Annotated in this window: 13 protein-coding genes; 11 read left to right on the plus strand and 2 right to left on the minus strand. The window is 45.5% G+C overall.

The annotated features are described in order from the left end of the window. Nucleotides 1–34 precede the first annotated feature (34 nt). Entirely contained in the window at nt 35–1,231 is a 1,197-nt protein-coding gene (locus DW996_RS04370) for a helix-turn-helix domain-containing protein (protein ID WP_158575192.1), read from the minus strand. 153 nt (nt 1,232–1,384) lie between these two features. On the opposite strand from DW996_RS04370, the gene DW996_RS04375 reads away from it, so the two are divergent. The 7 genes from DW996_RS04375 (at nt 1,385) to DW996_RS04405 (ending at nt 12,564) form a co-directional block, all read left to right on the plus strand. Next, nucleotides 1,385–3,436 (plus strand): hypothetical protein, encoded by a 2,052-nt coding sequence (locus DW996_RS04375; RefSeq protein WP_118280570.1) that lies wholly within the window; start codon nt 1,385–1,387, stop codon nt 3,434–3,436. A 29-nt stretch (nt 3,437–3,465) separates the two neighbouring features. Beyond that, complete coding sequence (locus tag DW996_RS04380; protein WP_118280569.1) at nt 3,466–4,845, plus strand: MFS transporter; 1,380 nt, start codon at nt 3,466–3,468, stop codon at nt 4,843–4,845. A gap of 35 nt (nt 4,846–4,880) precedes the next feature. Beyond that, a complete protein-coding gene (locus tag DW996_RS04385; RefSeq protein ID WP_118280568.1) occupies nt 4,881–5,507 on the plus strand; it encodes an MATE family efflux transporter in 627 nt (208 codons plus the stop codon). Next, nucleotides 5,453–6,226 (plus strand): MATE family efflux transporter, encoded by a 774-nt coding sequence (locus tag DW996_RS04390; RefSeq protein ID WP_118280567.1) that lies wholly within the window; start codon nt 5,453–5,455, stop codon nt 6,224–6,226. Before DW996_RS04385 ends, DW996_RS04390 begins: the two co-directional genes overlap by 55 nt. Before the next feature lie 113 nt (nt 6,227–6,339). Beyond that, entirely contained in the window at nt 6,340–8,745 is a 2,406-nt protein-coding gene (locus DW996_RS04395) for a glycoside hydrolase family 3 N-terminal domain-containing protein (protein WP_118534973.1), read from the plus strand. Between the two features lie 8 nt (nt 8,746–8,753). Then, nucleotides 8,754–9,614 (plus strand): hypothetical protein, encoded by an 861-nt coding sequence (locus DW996_RS04400; RefSeq protein WP_118534974.1) that lies wholly within the window; start codon nt 8,754–8,756, stop codon nt 9,612–9,614. Nucleotides 9,615–9,717: 103 nt separating this feature from the next. Next, nucleotides 9,718–12,564 (plus strand): alpha-L-rhamnosidase, encoded by a 2,847-nt coding sequence (locus DW996_RS04405; RefSeq protein WP_118534975.1) that lies wholly within the window; start codon nt 9,718–9,720, stop codon nt 12,562–12,564. A 101-nt stretch (nt 12,565–12,665) separates the two neighbouring features. Here DW996_RS04405 and DW996_RS04410 read toward each other — a convergent pair whose 3' ends face one another. After that, nucleotides 12,666–14,507, minus strand: coding sequence for a family 43 glycosylhydrolase (locus tag DW996_RS04410; RefSeq protein ID WP_118535243.1), 1,842 nt, complete (start codon nt 14,505–14,507; stop codon nt 12,666–12,668). 139 nt (nt 14,508–14,646) lie between these two features. Here DW996_RS04410 and DW996_RS04415 point away from each other — a divergent pair, with 139 nt between their 5' ends. From DW996_RS04415 to DW996_RS04430, 4 genes are all read left to right on the plus strand, one after another. Continuing rightward, nucleotides 14,647–15,867, plus strand: coding sequence for a helix-turn-helix transcriptional regulator (locus DW996_RS04415; RefSeq protein WP_118534976.1), 1,221 nt, complete (start codon nt 14,647–14,649; stop codon nt 15,865–15,867). A gap of 60 nt (nt 15,868–15,927) precedes the next feature. Beyond that, the gene (locus DW996_RS04420) at nt 15,928–16,983 is read left to right on the plus strand and encodes a class II aldolase/adducin family protein (protein ID WP_118534977.1); all 1,056 of its coding nucleotides are present in this window, start codon (nt 15,928–15,930) and stop codon (nt 16,981–16,983) included. Nucleotides 16,984–16,993: 10 nt separating this feature from the next. Beyond that, nucleotides 16,994–17,929 (plus strand): AraC family transcriptional regulator, encoded by a 936-nt coding sequence (locus DW996_RS04425; RefSeq protein ID WP_118280562.1) that lies wholly within the window; start codon nt 16,994–16,996, stop codon nt 17,927–17,929. Nucleotides 17,930–18,181: 252 nt separating this feature from the next. Continuing rightward, nucleotides 18,182–19,534, plus strand: coding sequence for an ABC transporter substrate-binding protein (locus DW996_RS04430; RefSeq protein WP_118280561.1), 1,353 nt, complete (start codon nt 18,182–18,184; stop codon nt 19,532–19,534). Nucleotides 19,535–19,637 lie beyond the last annotated feature (103 nt).

Genomic DNA, 19,637 nt, shown 5'->3' on the forward strand with positions numbered 1-19,637 from the left:
GGTGCACTTTTTGTATCCAGTAAAAATGAGTTTCTTAGATAGCCTCCTGCTTATTCTTCCACTCCAAGGGTGTCATGCCACTGTATTTTTTAAAAGTATTACAAAAATAGGTAACGGATGAAAACTGTAGCATATCCGAAATCTCCGTTGCAGAGTATTCTCCGCGTTCCAAGAGATATTTAGCTTCATTTATCTTGCAAGCGGTCAGATGCTTGGTAATGGTGGTGCCGGTGGCTTTTTTGAATTCGCTGCAGACATAAGAATTACTAAAGCCAAGGGCATCTGCAATTCGCGTGGTGGACAGTTTTTCGTAAATATGTGATTGGATATAGGCGTTGACCTGATTGGCGATCATGGAATTGGTGTGCAGGGTCTTTAATTTACGTACTTCTTCCGTGTAGTGAGTGGAAAACTGGTAAAAGAGATAGTTCAACTCATTGACATTCTTTGCGTGAAGCAGTTGATCAATATAGTAGTCGGATATGGTATTGACAGTTGCAAGATCTGATCCCTCAGCGCGGGCAACGCGGGATAACATGGTGTTGGCACCAAAGATGTAACCCCGGCGGAGTTCCAGGTCAAAGTTATCCGGTTCATTGCCGGAGGAGTCCAACAGGATAGCATTAAAAAAACCAACCAGTTCATCTGTCTTGCCATGTCTTACACAATCTACAATATGGTCTTCTACATAGGCAGATTGTGCTGCATTTTTGTCTTGATCTTCGTCGTTTAAAATTACCGGGAGTTGTGCTGGGACGAGATGTTCCCAAGTAAAAGAAATGCTGGAAATTTCCGGCGCAGTACAATGGTTTAGCAGCAAATACAAAAGAGATACATGGTGCCGCAGTTGTGGCACGTCAATATGTTGGATCAAGTTCAATTGCTGACGGAAGTCCATGGCATCTCTTTTTTCTTGTCCTAAGCGCGCCAAGATGGCTTTTGCCTGTTTTAGGGTGCAATCTGTAAGCAGGAAGGGACCAAAAAGTAGAATTTCACCGGTTTCTTGAATTCGCAGTCCTCCAAAATAAAGATTTTCTCTTGTTGTAGTAATCCAGGTATCCGGGAGTTCCTTTGGCAGACTGGACAAAAGATAGAGAGGAAGATTATATAACTGGATCTGTGCGGCAATATTGGAACTGTAGCGGATCTCCTGCTCATAAAAGATATGGATGGGGATGCCGGTGGCAAGCGTATATTCATCTAATTCCTGTCTGGTCAAATTTTCTAACATATGGGTGCCTTCTTTCCATAGCGCTTTTTCTTGGAATATATCATAAAAAATTATCAACAACAAGAAAAAAATGACATAATCAAAAATTTTCATATGCTATCTTTTTTTTACAAGATAACGTTATTGAAAACCATTTCAAAGGAGTGAAGAAAGATGGAAGATAAATTATATGTACCGGCAGAAGATCCGTATTTCAGAGATCCATACATTGATGTTGAGGAATGGCGCGATACGCCAGTTCGTCATTATTATGTGCATGGTGGATTCCATGGTACGGATATCAATGGCGAAAGTGAGGCGCGATTTGCCTTATATTTCCCGGAAAAAGAGAAATATGAGGGTAGATTTTTCCAGTATTTGTCTCCGGCACCGGAAAGTGAAAATGCGACAGAAAGTCAGACGGGCGAGGATAATAAAATTGCCTTTGCACTCACACATGGAGCATATTTTGTGGTTTCCAATCAGGGCGGATTTATGTTAGGAGGAGACTCCAGCCGCCTTTATAAGGTCAGTGCAAATACGGCAGAGTTTTCGCGAAAAGTTGCAAAACGCATTTATGAGGCAGAGGAGAGACCTTATGGTTATGTCTTTGGCGGCAGTGGCGGGTCTTTCAAGGTTATGGGCTGTATTGAGGGAACGGATGGCGTTTGGGATGGAGCGGTTCCTTATGTGATGGCAAATCCAATGGCAGCACCAAATGTCTTTGCACCGCGTATGCGTGCAGTACGTCTGCTCGGCGAAGAAGGTATGCAAAAAGTCGTTACAGCGCAGGAGCCCGGCGGGAGCGGTGACATCTATGAGGGCTTAAACGAAGACCAGAAGCAGGCGTTAAAAGAGGCGACCAGCATGGGATTTCCACCCAAAGCATGGTTTGATTATCCATATATGGGAGACGGTGCACTCATGGTACTGGTTCCGGCAGTTTATCAGATGTTTCCTACTTACTTTAAGGATTTCTGGGAAAAGGAAGGCTATGAAGGGGCAGACCCTGAGAGTAATGAGGCTAGAGCCCATATGAAACTTGTGACGACAGTGGAGCATTTGGACTATGACTATGCGGAACCGGAATTATCAGAAGAAGAAAAAAATACGGTGGATACCAGTTGGCTTAATACAATCCTTGGTGGAGAAAAATTACCGCATATATATTTGAAGGATGCAATACCGGCAGATACCTATACCTATCATTGTCGTTTTAAAGTCTTAGATGGTGCATGTGCAGGAAAGGAAATCAATATTAGCAGTATAGATGGGAATATGCTGGAACTCCATCCGGAGAACGACGGCAAGCATGAAAATCCTTTCAAAGAGTTGAAGCCGGGAGATCAGGTTATGATTGACAATGGCGATGCTATTGCCATGCAGTGTTTCCACAGACATCAGTTGCCGGACGAGACTTATGATGTGTATGATCAGTTTCGCAATGAGGACGGCAGTCCGAAATACACACAACTGCCTATGCTGGTGGCACCAATGACAGCCATCAGTGGTGCAGGACTGATGCCGACGGGAAATATCCATGGCAAGGTAATCGGCATATGTTCCATGATGGACGAAAGTGCCTGCCCATGGCATGGAGACTGGTATCGCAAGGCGATCGGACGCTGTGGTATTGATGAGCAGGACCATTTCCGCCTCTACTATCATGACAATAGTATCCATGACGATCGTGCGGGTTATCTGGACGATCCGCAAAATCAGGTAGATTATTTAGGAACTCTGCATCAGGCACTCTTGGATGTGGCTGCATGGTGTGAAAAGGGGATCGAGCCGTTTGATACCATGAATTATACCTATGCAGACGGACAGATTACTTTGCCAAAGGGGGCAAAAGAGCGTGGCGGCATGCAGCCGGTTGTATCAGCAGTAGTAGAAAATGCAGCAGGACAAAGCGACTATGACGGCAAGGTGACCAGAGCAAAAGTCGGTGAAAACATATGCTTCAAGGCAGTGATCGAAGTTCCGCCCAAGGCTGGAAAAGTAACACATGCAGCATGGGATTATGAAAAGACAAATGACTGGTCCAATGATGAGGTCATCGAGGCAGTGGATGATACTACATACAAGATTGAAGCAGACCATGTATTCACCAAGCCGGGTATCTATTATCCGGTTATCAAGGTGGCAAGCAACCGTCATGGCGATGCCGGCGACATCTTCACCCAGTGCAAGAACTTAGATCGTGTGAAGGTCATTGTAGAGTAGATTTACCATAAGAGAAGGAAGGGTTAAGAATGGGAACAGAAATGAAAGAAGAGAAAAAGGGAAAAGTTGGAATATTAAAATTCTGGACATGGAACTTTAGAACTATGTCCGCCGGTATTCAGGCAGTGCTGATCGGTTATATCGTATTTTATTGCACGGATGTTTTAGAATTAAATGCAGCCTTAGTTGCAACACTGCTCATGGCATCCAAGATCTTTGACGGTGTGACCGATATTTTGGCAGGTTATCTTGTTGATAAGACACATACCAGGTTGGGCAAGGCAAGACCTTACGAATTTGCTATTATTGGTCTTTGGGTCGCAACATGGGCGGTATTTTCTGTGCCAACATCTTTGTCAACGGTGGCAAAGTGTGTTTGGGTCGTTGTGGCATATACTATGGCACAGTCAGTATTTAATACTTTACTAAATGCAAATAACACAGCCTATATGGTAAGAGCATTTAATAGTCAGCAGACCTATGTCAAATTGAGTTCCATCGGAGGTTTGGTAACGGTCGCTGGTGTTGCAGTCTTTAATGTGGTATTCCCGACTATGATGGCAAATGCAGGTACAGATGCCGGAAAATGGAGCCATATGATTCTTATGCTTGCAGCACCACTTGCTATTATTGGAATCCTCCGCTTCTTCTTTGTACCGGAGAAATATGATGTGGATGCCGGAAGTGCAAGTGTTAATTTCAAAGAAGTTATTACTCTTTTAAAAACGAATAAGTACATCTATTTTGTAGCGCTGGTTACTTTGGTGGCACAGATTATATCTGGTTTTGGTGTATCGGTTTACTATTTTACCTATATTGTAAAGAACTTAAGCCTGATGGGAATTATGTCACTCTTTACGGTTGTTGCCATGCTTACCATGATTGCATATCCGGCTATGTTGAAGAAAATGAGTGTAAAAAACCTGATTCAGTTAGGATGTGTTTTCTATATCGTAGCGGGTCTTGTTTTATTCCTTGCAAAGGATAATATGGCGTTGTTGGCAACCGGTAATATTTTGATGGGAATGGGAACTTTACCGATTTCTATGATGGGACCGCTTCTGATCATTGAGTGTGCAGATTACAATGAATGGTGTGGCAGACCTCGTATGGAAGGAACACTGGGAAGTATAAATGGTTTTGCCAATAAGATCGGTTCTGCTATCGGAACCTTCCTTTGTGGGGTACTTATGGCTGCATCCGGTTACGTCGGAAGTGCTGGAGATACAGCAGTTTTACCGGATTCTGCCCTTATGATGATCCGTTTGCTTTACAGTTTGATTCCTGCGGCTTTCTTTGCCGTGGTTCTTTTCTGCTTGAAGTTCTATACTCTGGATAAAAAGATTGATGGTATGCGAAAAGAAAATGAGGAACGCAGACAAAATGCAGAAGTAATGGAAGAAGCATAAAAACATATAAATACACAGAATGAGGAGGCTATAGAGTGAAATCAAGCAAGACCATACATATGACCGAGGGCAATGAGGTGATGCAGATTCTGCGATTTATGCTTCCCATGCTGGTCGGTGCGGCCTTTCAACAATTATATACTTTTGTCGATTCCATCGTGGTCGGACGCTATGTTGGCCCTGTAGCCCTCGGTTCTGTGGGAGCCGCGGCAGGTATTGTCAATCTCTTTATGGCACTTTGCGTCGGATTGTCCGGCGGTGTCAATATCTGCGCTGCCCAGTCCTTCGGTGCCGGGGACGAAAAGAAATTAAAGCAGGTGGTTGCAAATTCGGTTTATGTGACATTGGCATCCGGGCTTGTTATGGGACTGATTGGCTTGATCCTAGCCCGTCCTATCCTGCTTCTTATGGGAACACCGGCAGAAAATCTGACCTACGCATTGGTTTATATGCGACTGGTCTGTGGGGCTATGGTGATTACAGCCGCCTATAACACGATTTCCCAGATTCTGCGTGCTCTGGGAGATTCGGTCACACCCCTGATCTATATTGTCATATCCAGCCTGATCAATGTAGGGATGGATATTGTGCTGGTCTATATTTTTCTATGGGCGTCGCAGGTGTGGCGATCGCGACTGTTGTGGCACAAGGTGTATCTGTGATTGGTCTTTGGCTGCACGGCAGGAAACATCTTGCCTGTATGCAGTTACAGGGGCAGGATATGCAACCGGACTGGCATCTGATCCAGAAAATTTGTGAATTAGGGATCCCCTTGGCATTGCAAAACGCCATGGCATCCATTTCGGGAGTGGTATGTCAGGGAATTGTCAATTCCTTTGGCAGTCAGGTCATGTCAGCCTATACGATTGTATGTCGTTTGAATGAATTTTTTATGCTGCCATTTGGCTATTACGGCATGGCGATGGCTAATTTTGCCGGGCAGAATACCGGCGCAGGAAAATACGATCGTATTTACCGGGGCTGTCGGCGTAGTTTATACATCACAAGTATATATTCCCTTGTCTGCATGGCTATCATTCTTGCCGGCAGACAGATTTTGGTAGCGATGTTTGTGGGTGATGCGATGATTGCTGGATTGGCAATCCCGGGATTGCTGATCAATGGCGCATGTATGTTGATCCGTCAGATTATCTATATTTTTAAGGCGACGCTCAATGGAGCAGGCGATGCCTTTTTTACCTTGTGGAATGGAGTGGTTGAGGTTGTTGCCAATATCCTCTTTATGTTTGCCTGTACAAGTTGGCTTTCTTTGGGGCATATGGGTATCTGGTATAGCATGATTCCGGCAGCGGTTTTGTCAGCCATGTTGTCGGCGGGGCGTTTTTACAGTGGAAAGTGGAAGCAGAAGCGGATTTTTTAAGTTAGATTCTGCCTATCGGATTTCGGATAAAAAGTATCGGAATGCTGGATAGAGTGATTTAAAGTAAGCAGATAAGATAAAGATATCATGATGAAATGAGTGAGGTTATGTATATGAGTGAAAAATATTTAGATTCATCCCTGACACCGGAAGAAAGGGCAGAGGATCTGCTTGGGCGTTTGTCAGTAGAGGAAAAAGTGTATCAGGTTTCCGGTATTTGGGCACAACAGGTGGATGAACCGGGACAGATTGACTATGGTATCGGACAGGTATCAACACTTGAGATGCGCCAGAAAAAGACCATGCGTGAGTGTGTGGACTGGCAGATAGAAATACAAAAGAAAGTCATGGAAAAAAGTCCACATCATATCCCTGCAACTTTTCATATGGAGGGGCTTTGCGGAGCCTTTATTCAGGATGCCATGAGTTTTCCATCAGGCATTGGCAGAGGTTCCTCTTTTGATGTGGAATTGGAAGAAAAAATCGGGAAAATCGTCAGTCGTCAGGAACAGGCAGTTGGAATCACACAGGTTTTGGCACCGGTTCTGGATGTCACACAGGATCCGAGAATGGGACGCGAGGGCGAGACTTATGGTGAAGACCCGACGCTAAATGGCATTATGGGGGCATCCTATACCAGGGGCATACAGGATCATGTAGACGCGGACAATGGCAGACGTTGTGATGCCTGTGCCAAGCATTTTATGGGATTTCACAAGTCGACTGGCGGTATCCATGGTGCAGATGTATCTGTGAGTGACCGGGAAATGATCGAAAAGTTTGGAAAGCCATTTCAGATTGCCATCAAAGACGGTAATCTGCGTGGTGTCATGCCTTGCTATTGCACTTCGGGTGGCAGTGCATCTTCTTCCAATAAAAAGATGCTGACACAGGTCTTGCGTGAGGAGATGGGTTTTGACGGGGAAGTTCTGGCAGATTACGGTGCAATCGGAAATCAGCATCGTTTTCAGGGACTTTATGAGACCATGGATCAGGCAGGTTATGCATCTATCCGTGCCGGCATGGATGTAGAATTGCCGATGCGAGAGGCATACAATGATGACTTTATCGCCAAGTTCAAGTCTGGGGAATACGATATGCAGTATCTGGATCGGGCGGTAAAACAGGCTTTGACCGCCAAATTCCGTCAGGGGCTTTTTGAACATCCTTTTGCCTACACCGGTCAGGAATTAGAGAAAAAATTTTATGGCAATACAGAAGAAGATAAAAAGATTTCCCTACAGTCTGCCAGAGAGTCTATGGTACTTTTGAAAAATGATGGCACATTGCCGGTCAAGAATCATACAAAGAAGATCGTGCTAGTTGGTCCGCAGGCAAAAAATGCCCGCTTTTTCTTTGGAGGATATACCCATCTTTCCATGGCTGAGGCACCATTTGCGGCATACAATGCCATGGCGGGCGTGGATATTGAAACAGCAATTACAAATGCCGGATATCAGTTGATCCCGGGAACCAATATCCAGAGTGATGATATTGAGGAAATGGACAATCTGCTTCGTTTGCAGAAACCGGATTGTAGGAGTCTGTTAGAAGAAATGCAGGAAATGATGCCGGAGACAGAAGTCGTATGGACCTATGGCTATCCGATAGCCGGGGATGACTGCTCCCATCATGCGGAGGCGTTAAAGGCTATGGAAGGAGCAGATCTGGTCATCTTTATGCTGGGCGGCAAGCATGGCTCCTGCTCGGTATCTTCTATGGGCGAGGGCGTGGATGGAACAAATATCAATCTGCCGATCTGTCAGGATGTTCTGATCCAAAAAGCGGCAGAATTAAAGATTCCTATGGTCGGCGTGCATATGAATGGACGACCGATCTCCAGCGATATTGCAGACAAATACTTAAATGCCATCATTGAGGCTTGGAATCCATCGGAGATGGGGGCACAGGCGATTGCGGAGACTTTGCTTGGTATCAACAATCCAAGTGGAAAGATGCCGGTAACAACAGCAATTCACGCCGGACAGTTGCCGCTACAGTATAATCTGTACAATGGCTCTGCCTGGAGTCAGGGGGATAGTATCGGATTTAAGAATTATGTAGACTGTTCCCACAGACCACGTTATGCGTTTGGCAGAGGGCTATCCTATACGACCTTTGAATATTCCAATCTTTCCTGCAATAAGGAAGAAGTCGCACCGGATGAGACAGTGCAACTATCTTTTACCCTTACCAATACAGGAAATCTTGCAGGAACCGAGATTGTACAGATCTATGGCAAGGATGTCTATGCATCACTGGCAAGACCAATGCAGGAATTGATCGGTTTTGCCCGTGTGACATTGCAGCCACAGGAAACTAAGAAGATTCAGGTGGAGGTTTCTCCGTCCCAGATGGCATTCTTAGACGAGGATATGCAGTGGAAGATAGAAAAGGGCGAGATCAGACTACGGATCGGATCATCTTCTGAGGATATCCGCCTGGAAAGTAGTTTTTCTGTGACAGAAGATGCATTTATAAAGAGCAGAGATAGAGTTTTTGTGGCTCGCGTTGAGTAGGAGGGAATATGTACGATTCTTTTAGACCGGGACAAGTATGGCTGGATACCGAGGGAAAACGCATTCAGGCTCACGGCGGTTCTGTCATTTATGTTGATGGCATTTATTATTGGTACGGAGAAAACAAGGAATTTACGGATGGAACAAATGATGTCTGGACCTATGGTATCCGTTTTTACAGGTCAAATGACTTATATAACTGGGAGGATCTTGGCTTAGTGATTCCTCCGGATACGGAAGATGAGAACTCGCCTTTAAATCCCACGAATTGTATGTTGGATCGACCGCATATTATCTATAACGAAAGAACAGAAAAATACGTTTGTTGGGTAAAGATCATGCACAAAGAGGGACATCAGGATGAAGCCGTATTAACGGCAGACAAGATTACTGGTCCCTATACGCTCGTGAATCAGGGGATTCGTCCACTTGGTATGAGTGCGGGGGATTTTGATCTGGCTGTGGCTGATACCTGGCACGGCCCATATAGAGTGTTGGGGAATCCACATCCTGAGGATGCCTCGCATACATCCTTTCATTCTCAGATTTCCTGTATTTTCAAGGTGGAAGGAACAAAAGATTTATATATTGCGGCGGCAGACCGTTGGTGTCCGGATTGCATGGATTTAGACTACGAATTCTATGCAAAAGTTTACGATAAATTATTTTCCGGGACCGAGGAAGAAAAAAGCCGCATACGTCAGATGCCGGAATTTTCGCGAATAGATGATATGGGAAGAAATACTTCCATTGCTGATTATGTCTGGCTGCCAATTCGATTTGTAGAGGCGTGTGAGGAATACCCACAGGGGATGGTTTTTATCGACTGGAAGGATGAATGGCGTTGGCAGGATTATGTGGGAAAATAAGAGGTTTTATATCACCATATTTTTCCGACTGTATTAAAGATAGTATGGGTAGTGTCTTCTGTGCTATATTAAAAGAAAAGTAGGACAATTGAGGAGGTAAGCCATGGAAATTTATGCATTACAGGTCAATCACCTGAGTAATCCATTGGGGTATGCATTGGGAAAAGGGAAACTGTCCTTTTCGTGGAAAGTAAAAGAGGCCAAAGGAAAGGCACAAAAGTATGCCAGGCTGCGCATTGCGGCAGATGAGGTCATGCAGGAGATTTTGTTTGATTCGGGGGAAGACAGGGAGGCAAATAGTCTGGGTTACAAGATCGATTTTAAGACAGAGCCGCGGACGCGCTACTACTGGACTCTTGAGTTGGCATCTGATGCGGATGAAGTGACTGTTAGTGCGCCGCAATTTTTTGAGACAGCAAAAATGGACGAGGCATGGATCGGAAGATGGATCACTTGTGCCGCTGAACAGGCCAGACATCCTTATTTTGTACAAGACATTGCTGCCAAAGAAGAGGTCGCAAAAGCGAGACTCTATGTGTGTGGTCTGGGACTTTATGAGGCGTATTGGAATGACGAAAAGATTGGCAACGAATATTTAACACCATATCAGAATAACTATAACCGCTGGGTTCAGTATCAGACTTATGATGTGACTGAGCAGGTAAAAGATGGAGGAAAACTGCGTATTCTTTTGGGAAACGGCTGGTATGGCGGACGTTTTGGCTTTAGCGCACATGAGGAAAAAGGTTATTTTGGAAACGCTAAAAAGTTAATAGCGGAAGTGGTAGTTACCTATGCGGATGGTACAGAGGAGATCATTGGAACGGATGAGACCTGGCAGATCGAAAGAAGCCGGATCACATATGCATCTATCTATGATGGTGAACAGGTGGATCAGACACTGGAAGATCTTGCAGTAGAGCCGGTTATCCTTTGTCGTACTTTTGAAGAACTTGCCGCAGCAGGAAAGACGGACGGACAGATGGTAGATGATATCAGTCAGCCGGAGAAAGATGAGCAGATTCCAAGAGGGCATCTGACTGCCCGGTATAGTCTTCCGGTTGTGGTTCATGAGCAGATGCAGCCGCAAGAATTGATTCACACACCAAAGGGCGAAGAGGTCTTTGACATGGGACAGAACTTTGCAGGTATCTTTACCTTGCGTGTTCATGAAGCCCGGGGAACCAAGATTCATATCCAGACAGGTGAGGTTCTGCAGGATGGATGCTTTTATAATGAGAATCTTAGAACCGCAAAGTCGGAATATATTTATATCTGCGGTGGCGGCGAGAAAGTCATACAGCCGCATTTTACTTTTTATGGCTATCGCTATGTCAAGGTCACAGGAGTCAGCAATCTGAAAACAGAGGATTTTACAGGGCTGGCACTCTATAGTGATGTGGCTTATACGGGTGACATCACAACCGGGCACAAACTTGTCAACCAATTGATTTCAAATGTTCGCTGGGGAATGAAAGGAAATTTTGTGGATGTGCCTACGGATTGTCCGCAGAGAGATGAGCGTATGGGTTGGACCGGAGACACACAGGTCTTTTCGCCGACAGCGACATTTTATGGAGATACCTATGCATTTTACCGCAAGTATCTGCATGATATGTATACGGAGCAAATAGATCTGGAGGGCATGGTGCCAGATGTGGTGCCATCGGTCGGTGTGCATACCTGTGCCTGCGTCTGGGGAGATGCAGCATGTATCATTCCATGGAATATGTATAAGTTTTATGGGGATGAGCAGATCCTTGCAGATCAGTATGAAAGCATGAAGGCCTGGGTCGAATATATCCGACGCCTTGACGGTGATGATCACGGATGGCGCCATGTATTCCACTATGGCGACTGGCTGGCACTGGATAATCCGTCAGGCAAGGCAGATGAGGTCATGGGCGGTACGGAAGAAGGCTATATCGCAAATATCTACTATGCTGCGAGTGCTGAAATTGTAGCAAAAGCCGCAGAAGTTCTTGGAAAAGAAGATGATGCAAAAGAATACAATGAACTTGCAAAACGTGAGTTTGCTGAAGTGAAAAAAGAGTACTTCTCACAGACGGGCAGATGCTGTATCAAGACGCAGACAGGTCTTCTGCTGGCATTGAAATATGGGCTTTCCGATAATGTCGCGTTGACGCGTGATATGTTGAAAAAATTATTTACTGCAAACGATAATAAATTACAGACCGGATTTACAGGTATGCCGATCATGTGTCCGACACTATCAGATAATGGCATGAATGATCTGGCTTACACTCTCCTATTAAATGAGGAATATCCGGGCTGGTTACATGAGATCTTACTGGGAGCAACAACCGTATGGGAACGTTGGAACAGTCTGGATGAAGAAGGGCATATCTCAAGTACGGGAATGAATAGTTTGAACCATTATTCCTATGGATCTGTAGTGGAGTGGGTCTACCGCTATGTGTTGGGATTTCGTGTGGATGAAGCAGATCCTGGTGCAAAACATTTGAACATCGCTCCATCCTATAACTGGAATCTGAAGGAAGCGGCAGGAAATTTTGACAGTGCAGCAGGTAATTATAAAGTGGCATGGAAGATTGTTGATCCGACGCAGGTAAGCCTTTCTGTGCAAGTGCCATTTGATGCAAGTGCTGACATTGTACTTGCGGATGCGGTAGAAGACACTTATGCGGATAAGGAAAATCCTTTATTTGCAGATGTATGTGATGGTGTATGCCATGTGGGCTCTGGTACGTATGAGATAACGTATCAGGTAAAGACAGCGCTTAAGAAGTCTTATAGCACCTATTCCACAGTGCGTGAATTGAGATCGAATGCAGCGATTGTTAAAGATTTGGGTGAGAAAATGGGATTGGATCGTATGCCAACGCAGATGATGGATATGAGCCTGCGCGATATAATGGAAAAATATGCGGCGCTGCCGGAATGGGAACAGAAATGCTGGATCAGTTAGATCAGGTGTTGGCACGGTTCTAGAAAGACAGATATTGCTATTGGCGGTTTTAAAGTTTTGTAGGCCTCACTTGCGTGAAGCCTACATTTGCCAGTATGAATTTAACGAACCTTTAAGATGTCGCCTCTTGTGATGCCGCTTTCGTTAAAGGCATCCACGCGCAGGAAGAGTGACTGGTCTTTGATAAGTCCTCCGATTTCTACGGAGTCATCAAAGGTCATATAAGAGTGGTAGAGTTTATCCGGCGCATAGCCCCAGTTGATGACATGTCCTGTGGCATCATCCGATGCAGCCCAATTTACCAGAAGATCAAGAGCCGTCGTAAGTTCAAAAGTAACTTCGGCGGTTTTTTGCGGTTTTGGGCTATCTCCAAGGCCGAAGATGCGGAGACCGCTGATGGCAGGAGTCTGATCGTATGGCAGTTTTGTGACGGTCAGACGGATAAAACGCGCCTCTATGCCATCCTCGGAAACGATCAGATCATGCGGTAGGTCTGTATTTGCATTTCGTTTGTCTGTGATGGTGAAAAAGTGCGTGCCGTCCACAGAGCCTTCCAACAACCAGCGGGTCTTTTGCGGATCGGTATCAATCCAACGCTGCTGCATAAGTGCCTCATTCAAATGGAAGTCGTCCGGCAAAGGATCCGGGGTAAAGGCATCATCTGCAAAGTTGATCTGGATGGCATGGATATCATAAGTCTTTCCAAGATCGATCTGCAGCCAAGGTTTTTCATCCTCTGATGCGGCTTTCCACCAGGTTTGGACATTTTCATCCGTGGCATTTGCCGGAGCATAATCTGTGACGATCTCAACCGTCTTTCCCATTCTTTGTGCCGTAGGATCCAGTTTGATCTTTTTCTCTGAAACAGAAGAAGCAGAGGCTGAAGTCCCATAGGATAAGAGCATCCACTTTGGATCTGCCCAAGGATCCGCTTTCAAGGCATCCATATCCTGTGGCCAGTCACCATATCTCTGGTTACAGAAAAGTTCGCCATCGGCATCGTATCCGGCAGACCATAGACCGATACGGCGTTCAAAGTTATGGTTTTTGCAGATACGCATAGTAGAGGTGTGCCAGATTCGACCTGCCTCGTCTTCCATGGTAGAGCCGTGTCCGGCACCCGGTAAAAATCCGCCCGGCTTGTAGGAGTAAGGATTGTTCTGTGCCAACACATAAGGTCCGAGTGGCGCGTCACTGATATAGACAGCGTCGTTATAAATATTATGACCGGAAGAAGGCGTAGCATATTGTAAATAATACTTTCCAGCATGCTTATTGACCCAGACGCCTTCCATATAAGGCAGTTCCAGCAAGTAGTTCTTTGCGGCTTCCTTCATGCTTTCCGGCATAGGCTGGCTTTCTATCATGGCAAGGATGCCTGCCTGCTCCTCCGGTGTATGGCTTGGCTTGTGGTTTTCTCCGTTTCTCTCAAAGCCTTTGATCTCGGTATCAATCTCACAGAGTGCCTGTTTTTTCCCGATCGGCTGCATGCTGGCAGGATCCAGTTCTACCCCATACAAAGGCTCCGAGGTCGAAGATCCCCAGAAAAAGTAGAATCTGCCGTCATCATCTACAAAGAGATTGGGATCCCAGAAAGGAAAGGCTCCGTCAAATGTCTCATAAGTATCAGAAAAAGGATCGGTGGTGCGATAGTAGATACCCTTGTCGTGGCTGGATGCGCAGAAATAAAGATAATCGCCACAAACGCGGACATCCGGTGCATAGTCGTAGATCGGCAGATGGGTCGTTGTAAATAATTCCCAGTTTACCATATCTTTGCTATGCAAAAAGCCGGCGGTCATGGAAGGGAAGATATAGTAGGTTCCCTTAAAATAGACCATGGATGGATCCGCAGCCTCACGCGAAGCAGTCACGCCATCCTTCTGTGTGTCGTTGAACTGATAGCGGTATCCGAAATTGATAGGATTACAATAAATGTTCATGTGTAAATACCCCACTTTCTTATCATTCTTACCCTTATCATAGATGCAAAATACATAGTCGTACATTCGTATTTTTGCGTTTGCTATCATATTTTGGTAAAATATATCATATTCTGTGAAAGGAAAGAGAGGAGCCGGCATGGCAATGACAACAAAAGATTTTCAGGAACTTCTTTGGGCGGTGGAGCATTTATATTATTGGCAATGTGACGCGAACGGAAATATACTTGAGACCAACGCGCCCCGGAATATCCGGCAAGGGATCCATTCTCTTTTTATACAAAGTGATTTTCCGCAAAAGGTAGAGATTTATAGCAAGGATGCAGATACACCCTATGCCCTTGGTATGTATATGGGCTTGGAATGGTTTGTTGTTATCGAAAAGAAAAATGGTAACTTAGAGCAGATGCACCTGCTCGGACCGGTCTTTTTTTCGCCGGTCGATGAGGAACAACTGGAGGACTTTTTGCGGGAGTATGAAGGGCAGGGGATGGCTTTCCACAGCAGACATCTTTTGATCCGCAGCCTAAAAGAACTTCCGGTCATCTTTCAGAAATATTTCACCCAGTACGCCCTCATGCTGGATTTTGTGATAAATCACCGGCATCTGTCCTATGAAGATGTCAATTTTCATGTCAAAGATCCGGTGGATGAAAATAAGGAGACAAGACCTAGACTTTATCGGGAGAGTCGTATCTTTCTTGCAGAGATGCTGGGACGGCTTGCGATGGGAGATTTGTCTGTCTTGCAGGATAAAAAGATGAAACAAGGTATGAACTATGCCATGCTTCCGACAAATGCGGCGGCGATCACGAAACCCGGTCGCACCTTAAAAGATGCGGCTTTGATTTTTACAGCAAAATGTGCTGATGCTGCTGTCTCAGGTGGTATGAGCCCGGAGATTGCCGATGCCCTGGCAGACTCTTATATGGGACAGATCGAAAAAGACCTATCCGGGGTGGAAGTCATGCGTCTGATGGGAAGGATCTACGAGGACTATCTGCGGCGCATGCATGCGATCAAGGAGGAGGCAGGAAAATATTCGGAAAAGACGCAGGCGTGTATGGATTATATTGATCTGCATATCAAAGAAAAGATCAATGTGACGAACATAGCCCAGACCAGTGGCTATTCTGTCTATTATCTGTCACGTCAATTTTACCGGGAGACAGGGGAACACCTGCCGGCATATATACGGCGGAAAAAGATAGAATATGCCGCAATGTTATTGCGTACGACAGACTTAGAAGTTGCCCAGATCGCGGAGGATCTGTCCTTTTGTTCGGCAAGTCATTTTTCGGACTGCTTTCATAAGACTATGGGATGTTCGCCCAGCGCATACCGGGCGCGCATAGAGTAGCCAGTTTGCGGAAAACCTGTTATACTTTGAAACAGAAAACGTTTTGACAAGGGGGAGCGTATGGCATATAGCAGAGAAGAAGCGGCAGAACTTATCATAAAAGCCGGCTATGCCTTAGTGGAAAAGGGGCTGATTGCCCGTACCTGGGGCAATATCAGTGCCCGGCTTTCGGATACAGAATTTCTGGTCACGCCAAGCGGCATGGGCTATGACCGCCTGACACCGGACAAACTTGTGGTCTGCAAGATCAGTGACTGTTCGTATGAGGGGGAGATTAAGCCGTCCAGTGAAAAGGGTGTCCACGGTGAGGCATACAAATACCGACCGGATGTGAATTTTGTCATCCATACTCACCAGTTATATGCGACTGCGGTCGGTACGACGGGAAAGAGCCTGTCGGCAAGGACTGCGGAGGAAGAAAAGATCCTGGGGGCGGATGTCATCAGTGCAAAATATGCGATCTCATCCACCAAGCATTTGATGCGCAATGTTTCGGATGCCATTCAGAAAAATACCGCAAGCAATGCCTTTTTTATGCGTTATCATGGGGTGCTTTGTCTGGGAAGGGACTATGACCATGCTTTCGCTGTCAGCGAGACCTTGGAAGATATCTGCAAGGACATTATTTGCAGGAAAGACCAGTTGATCGTGGACGAAATACGCATGACAGATCCGGGGACCATCGCACAAAGTCTGGGGATAAGTCTTGACGACTTACAGGCTTTGGTGGATAAGACCGGAAAGAAAAGCCTGCTCTTAGATACTTCAAAAGTGGTAGAGGACATAGCGGGAACCGAGACAAAGATCTATCCTATGATCGATGACATGGCGCAGATCGCAGGCGTGCGTTTCTTATGTCTGGCTCCTGCGGATGGGACATTCCTTACAAAGGCAGAAAGCCAGTTGCAAAAGAAGACCTGTGTCTTTATCCGGGGGATCGGCGCACTCTGTCTGGCATCGGATCCGGAAGAAGCAGAAGCGGTTGCTATGGTCTTGGAGAAAAATTGTCTGGCATATGCCTATGGGCGCAGACAGGGAGAGTACGCGCATCTGGGACTTTTGGATGCAGCCTTACAGCGCAACACCTATGTGAAGAAATATTCCAAATTGAAATAGAGGGACGGACATGGCAAAGAAGAAAAAGCGGATGGAGTACCGCTACTATGAGATCCCGGCAGACACCTATGTACTTCCCCTGCTCGGAAAAGGCTGGGAGCAGGAGTACGGCGTAGGCATTCGGGATATGCTTCATTTTCATAATTATATGGAGATCGGCTATTGCTATCATGGGGACGGGGAACTGATCATTGAGGACAGGACCTATCATTATTCGGGCAAGCAGTTTACTATCATTCCTGCCAATATCCCCCATACGACCAACAGTTCACCGGGGCATATCTGTAAGTGGGAGTATCTTTTTGTGGATATTGACCGCTTTGTAAGGACGGAAATGCATCTGGATGCCTTGTTAGAAGACCGTGTGCTTAGTGTTATTAACCGGCGGGGTACGATGAAAAGCGAGCAAAATCACGGCATCATGGCACGCCTGATCCTAAATATCATCCGGGAATACCGGGATAAGACCATCTATTATGAGGAGAGCGTGCGCGGTTATCTCTATGCCCTCGTGGTCGAAATGATGCGGCTTGCAGAGGAGCGCGACCGTTCCATGCATACGCATCGTGTCAACGAATACATCCGCGATGCCTTAGAATATGTAAATACGCATTACATGGAGCAGGTGCGTGTGGAGGATATTGCCGAGGCGAGTGGACTGAGCGAGAGTCATTTCCGCCGTGTCTTTGAGGATGCCATGCATATGAAGCCGTTGGATTATGTGAATCTGGTGCGCGTAGATAAGGCGTGCGGGCTGATGGCAAGGCAGGACATTTCCATGGAGGAAGTTAGTTTTCGCGTGGGCTACCAGACCCAGTCGACCTTCAACCGCAACTTTAAGCGTTTGACGGGCTATAGTCCAAACCAATGGAAGCATAAAGAAAATTATCAAGAGGGTATTCTGAAAAATTATCAAATCAGTGCATTAAAGGGCTGGGAAGCATGACTTCCCGGCTTTTTCTTATTTTGTGCAATATGTTCAAAATTTGGGAGTAAAGTTCCTGCAAATTGTTCAAAGAGGGAAACGAGAAATGCGGAAATCGTTTCTGAATGGTTGATTTTGCAAAAAAGAGGCGCGTTTTTAATCACAAATAATCAAATGGCTAGGTATAATAGATTTATATTCAAGCAAAGGAAATCTCAAAGACATTCACTCACACGGATTTCCAAATAAGCGATGTTTAAAGGAGGATTTTTAATGAAGAAGAAAGTCGTTTCTTTATTGCTGGTTGGGGTACTGGCAATGTCTACATTCGTAGGATGTGGAAGTAAGGGAAGCAGTGATGCAACGTCAGATGACTCAAGTTCAGATGACAGCAGTGCAGCAGCAATGTACACCTCAGATGATGAGAACACATTGACCGTTGCAGCATGGGATGCAAGTTTCAACATCCCGGCAATCGAGGCAGCAGCAGAGGCATACAAGGAAAAGAATCCGGATGCCAAGATCGAGATCATCGAGCAGTCTCAGTCAAAGGATATTGAGAATGCAGTCACAACAGCAGCAGAGGCTGGAGACTACAGCAACTTACCGGATATCGTATTATTCCAGGATCATTACATTCAACAGTATCAGGCAAACTACCCGGATGCATGGCAGGATGTAGATGACGCAGACATCGATTGGAGCGATTTCGGATCAGAGAAATTATCATTCTCTACCATCGATGGCAAGCACTATGGTGTTCCTGTAGATAACGGTACAGTCGTATTTGCATACAGAGTTGATCTTTTACAGGAATGTGGCTACACATTAGATGATGTTACCGGAATCACATGGGACAAATTCATCGAGATCGGTGAGCAGGTTTACAACAAGACAGGCAAGTATCTTCTTTCAATGGACGGTAGTGGAAATGACCTTCCTTACATGATGCTTCAGGCAGAAGGCGTTTCACAGTTCAAGGATGGCAAGGCTAACTTAGTTGGCAATGAGACATTAGAGAAGATCTTAGACGTGATCGAGAGAATGCAGGAAAAGAACGTATTACTTCTTGAGAACGACTGGGATGGTTACACCAACGATATCCAGAAGGATAAGGTTGCAGGTGTTATGAATGGTAACTGGATCATTCCTACCATTGAGAAGGTTGATGAGAACTCTGGTAAGTGGGAGATCACTTCTATGCCTACACTGAGCGGCGAAGAAGGATATGCTTCTAACGGTGGTTCTTCACTTTACATCACAGCAAACTGCAAGGGTGACAAGGTTGATCTTGCAAAAGACTTCTTAGCATACACCTTTGGTGGTGGTGAAGGCGCAATCGATACATACGACAATGCACTTCGTAACGGTGGTGTTATCACAACATGTATCTCAGCTGGTAAGTCTGATGTTTACCAGGAAGGCGTTGCTTACTTCAACGATCAGCCAATCTACGCTAAGATCGTAGAAATGGGAGCAAACGTTAAGACTGTTGAGCAGAGTGATTACCACTACACACTTCGTGAGAAGTTGTCAGCAGCAATCACAAACATCCACAATGGAACATCTATTAAGGATGCAATTCAGCAGACACAGGATGATATCGACTTTGCAATGGAAGAGTAATTCCATACATTATATTTAAAAAAGCGGGGAATCGGATCTTCCGACTCCCCGTTTTCCATAAAGAAACCTCAATGAAATCGAAAAGGGGGGCTTAACTTGAGCA

This window comes from Roseburia sp. AM51-8 (genome assembly GCF_003478275.1).
GTDB lineage: Bacteria > Bacillota > Clostridia > Lachnospirales > Lachnospiraceae > Pararoseburia > Pararoseburia lenta.

Bases quoted from the DNA above. Each gene is read 5' to 3' on its own strand.
- DW996_RS04425 (WP_118280562.1), top strand. From the start codon at position 16,994: ATGGCAAAGAAGAAAAAGCGGATGGAGTACCGCTACTATGAGATCCCG.
- DW996_RS04375 (WP_118280570.1), top strand. From the start codon at position 1,385: ATGGAAGATAAATTATATGTACCGGCAGAAGATCCGTATTTCAGAGAT.
- DW996_RS04405 (WP_118534975.1), top strand. From the start codon at position 9,718: ATGGAAATTTATGCATTACAGGTCAATCACCTGAGTAATCCATTGGGG.
- DW996_RS04395 (WP_118534973.1), top strand. From the start codon at position 6,340: ATGAGTGAAAAATATTTAGATTCATCCCTGACACCGGAAGAAAGGGCA.
- DW996_RS04415 (WP_118534976.1), top strand. From the start codon at position 14,647: ATGGCAATGACAACAAAAGATTTTCAGGAACTTCTTTGGGCGGTGGAG.
- DW996_RS04390 (WP_118280567.1), top strand. From the start codon at position 5,453: ATGGGCGTCGCAGGTGTGGCGATCGCGACTGTTGTGGCACAAGGTGTA.
- DW996_RS04410 (WP_118535243.1), bottom strand. From the start codon at position 14,507: ATGAACATTTATTGTAATCCTATCAATTTCGGATACCGCTATCAGTTC.
- DW996_RS04420 (WP_118534977.1), top strand. From the start codon at position 15,928: ATGGCATATAGCAGAGAAGAAGCGGCAGAACTTATCATAAAAGCCGGC.
- DW996_RS04400 (WP_118534974.1), top strand. From the start codon at position 8,754: ATGTACGATTCTTTTAGACCGGGACAAGTATGGCTGGATACCGAGGGA.
- DW996_RS04380 (WP_118280569.1), top strand. From the start codon at position 3,466: ATGGGAACAGAAATGAAAGAAGAGAAAAAGGGAAAAGTTGGAATATTA.
- DW996_RS04430 (WP_118280561.1), top strand. From the start codon at position 18,182: ATGAAGAAGAAAGTCGTTTCTTTATTGCTGGTTGGGGTACTGGCAATG.
- DW996_RS04370 (WP_158575192.1), bottom strand. From the start codon at position 1,231: ATGTTAGAAAATTTGACCAGACAGGAATTAGATGAATATACGCTTGCC.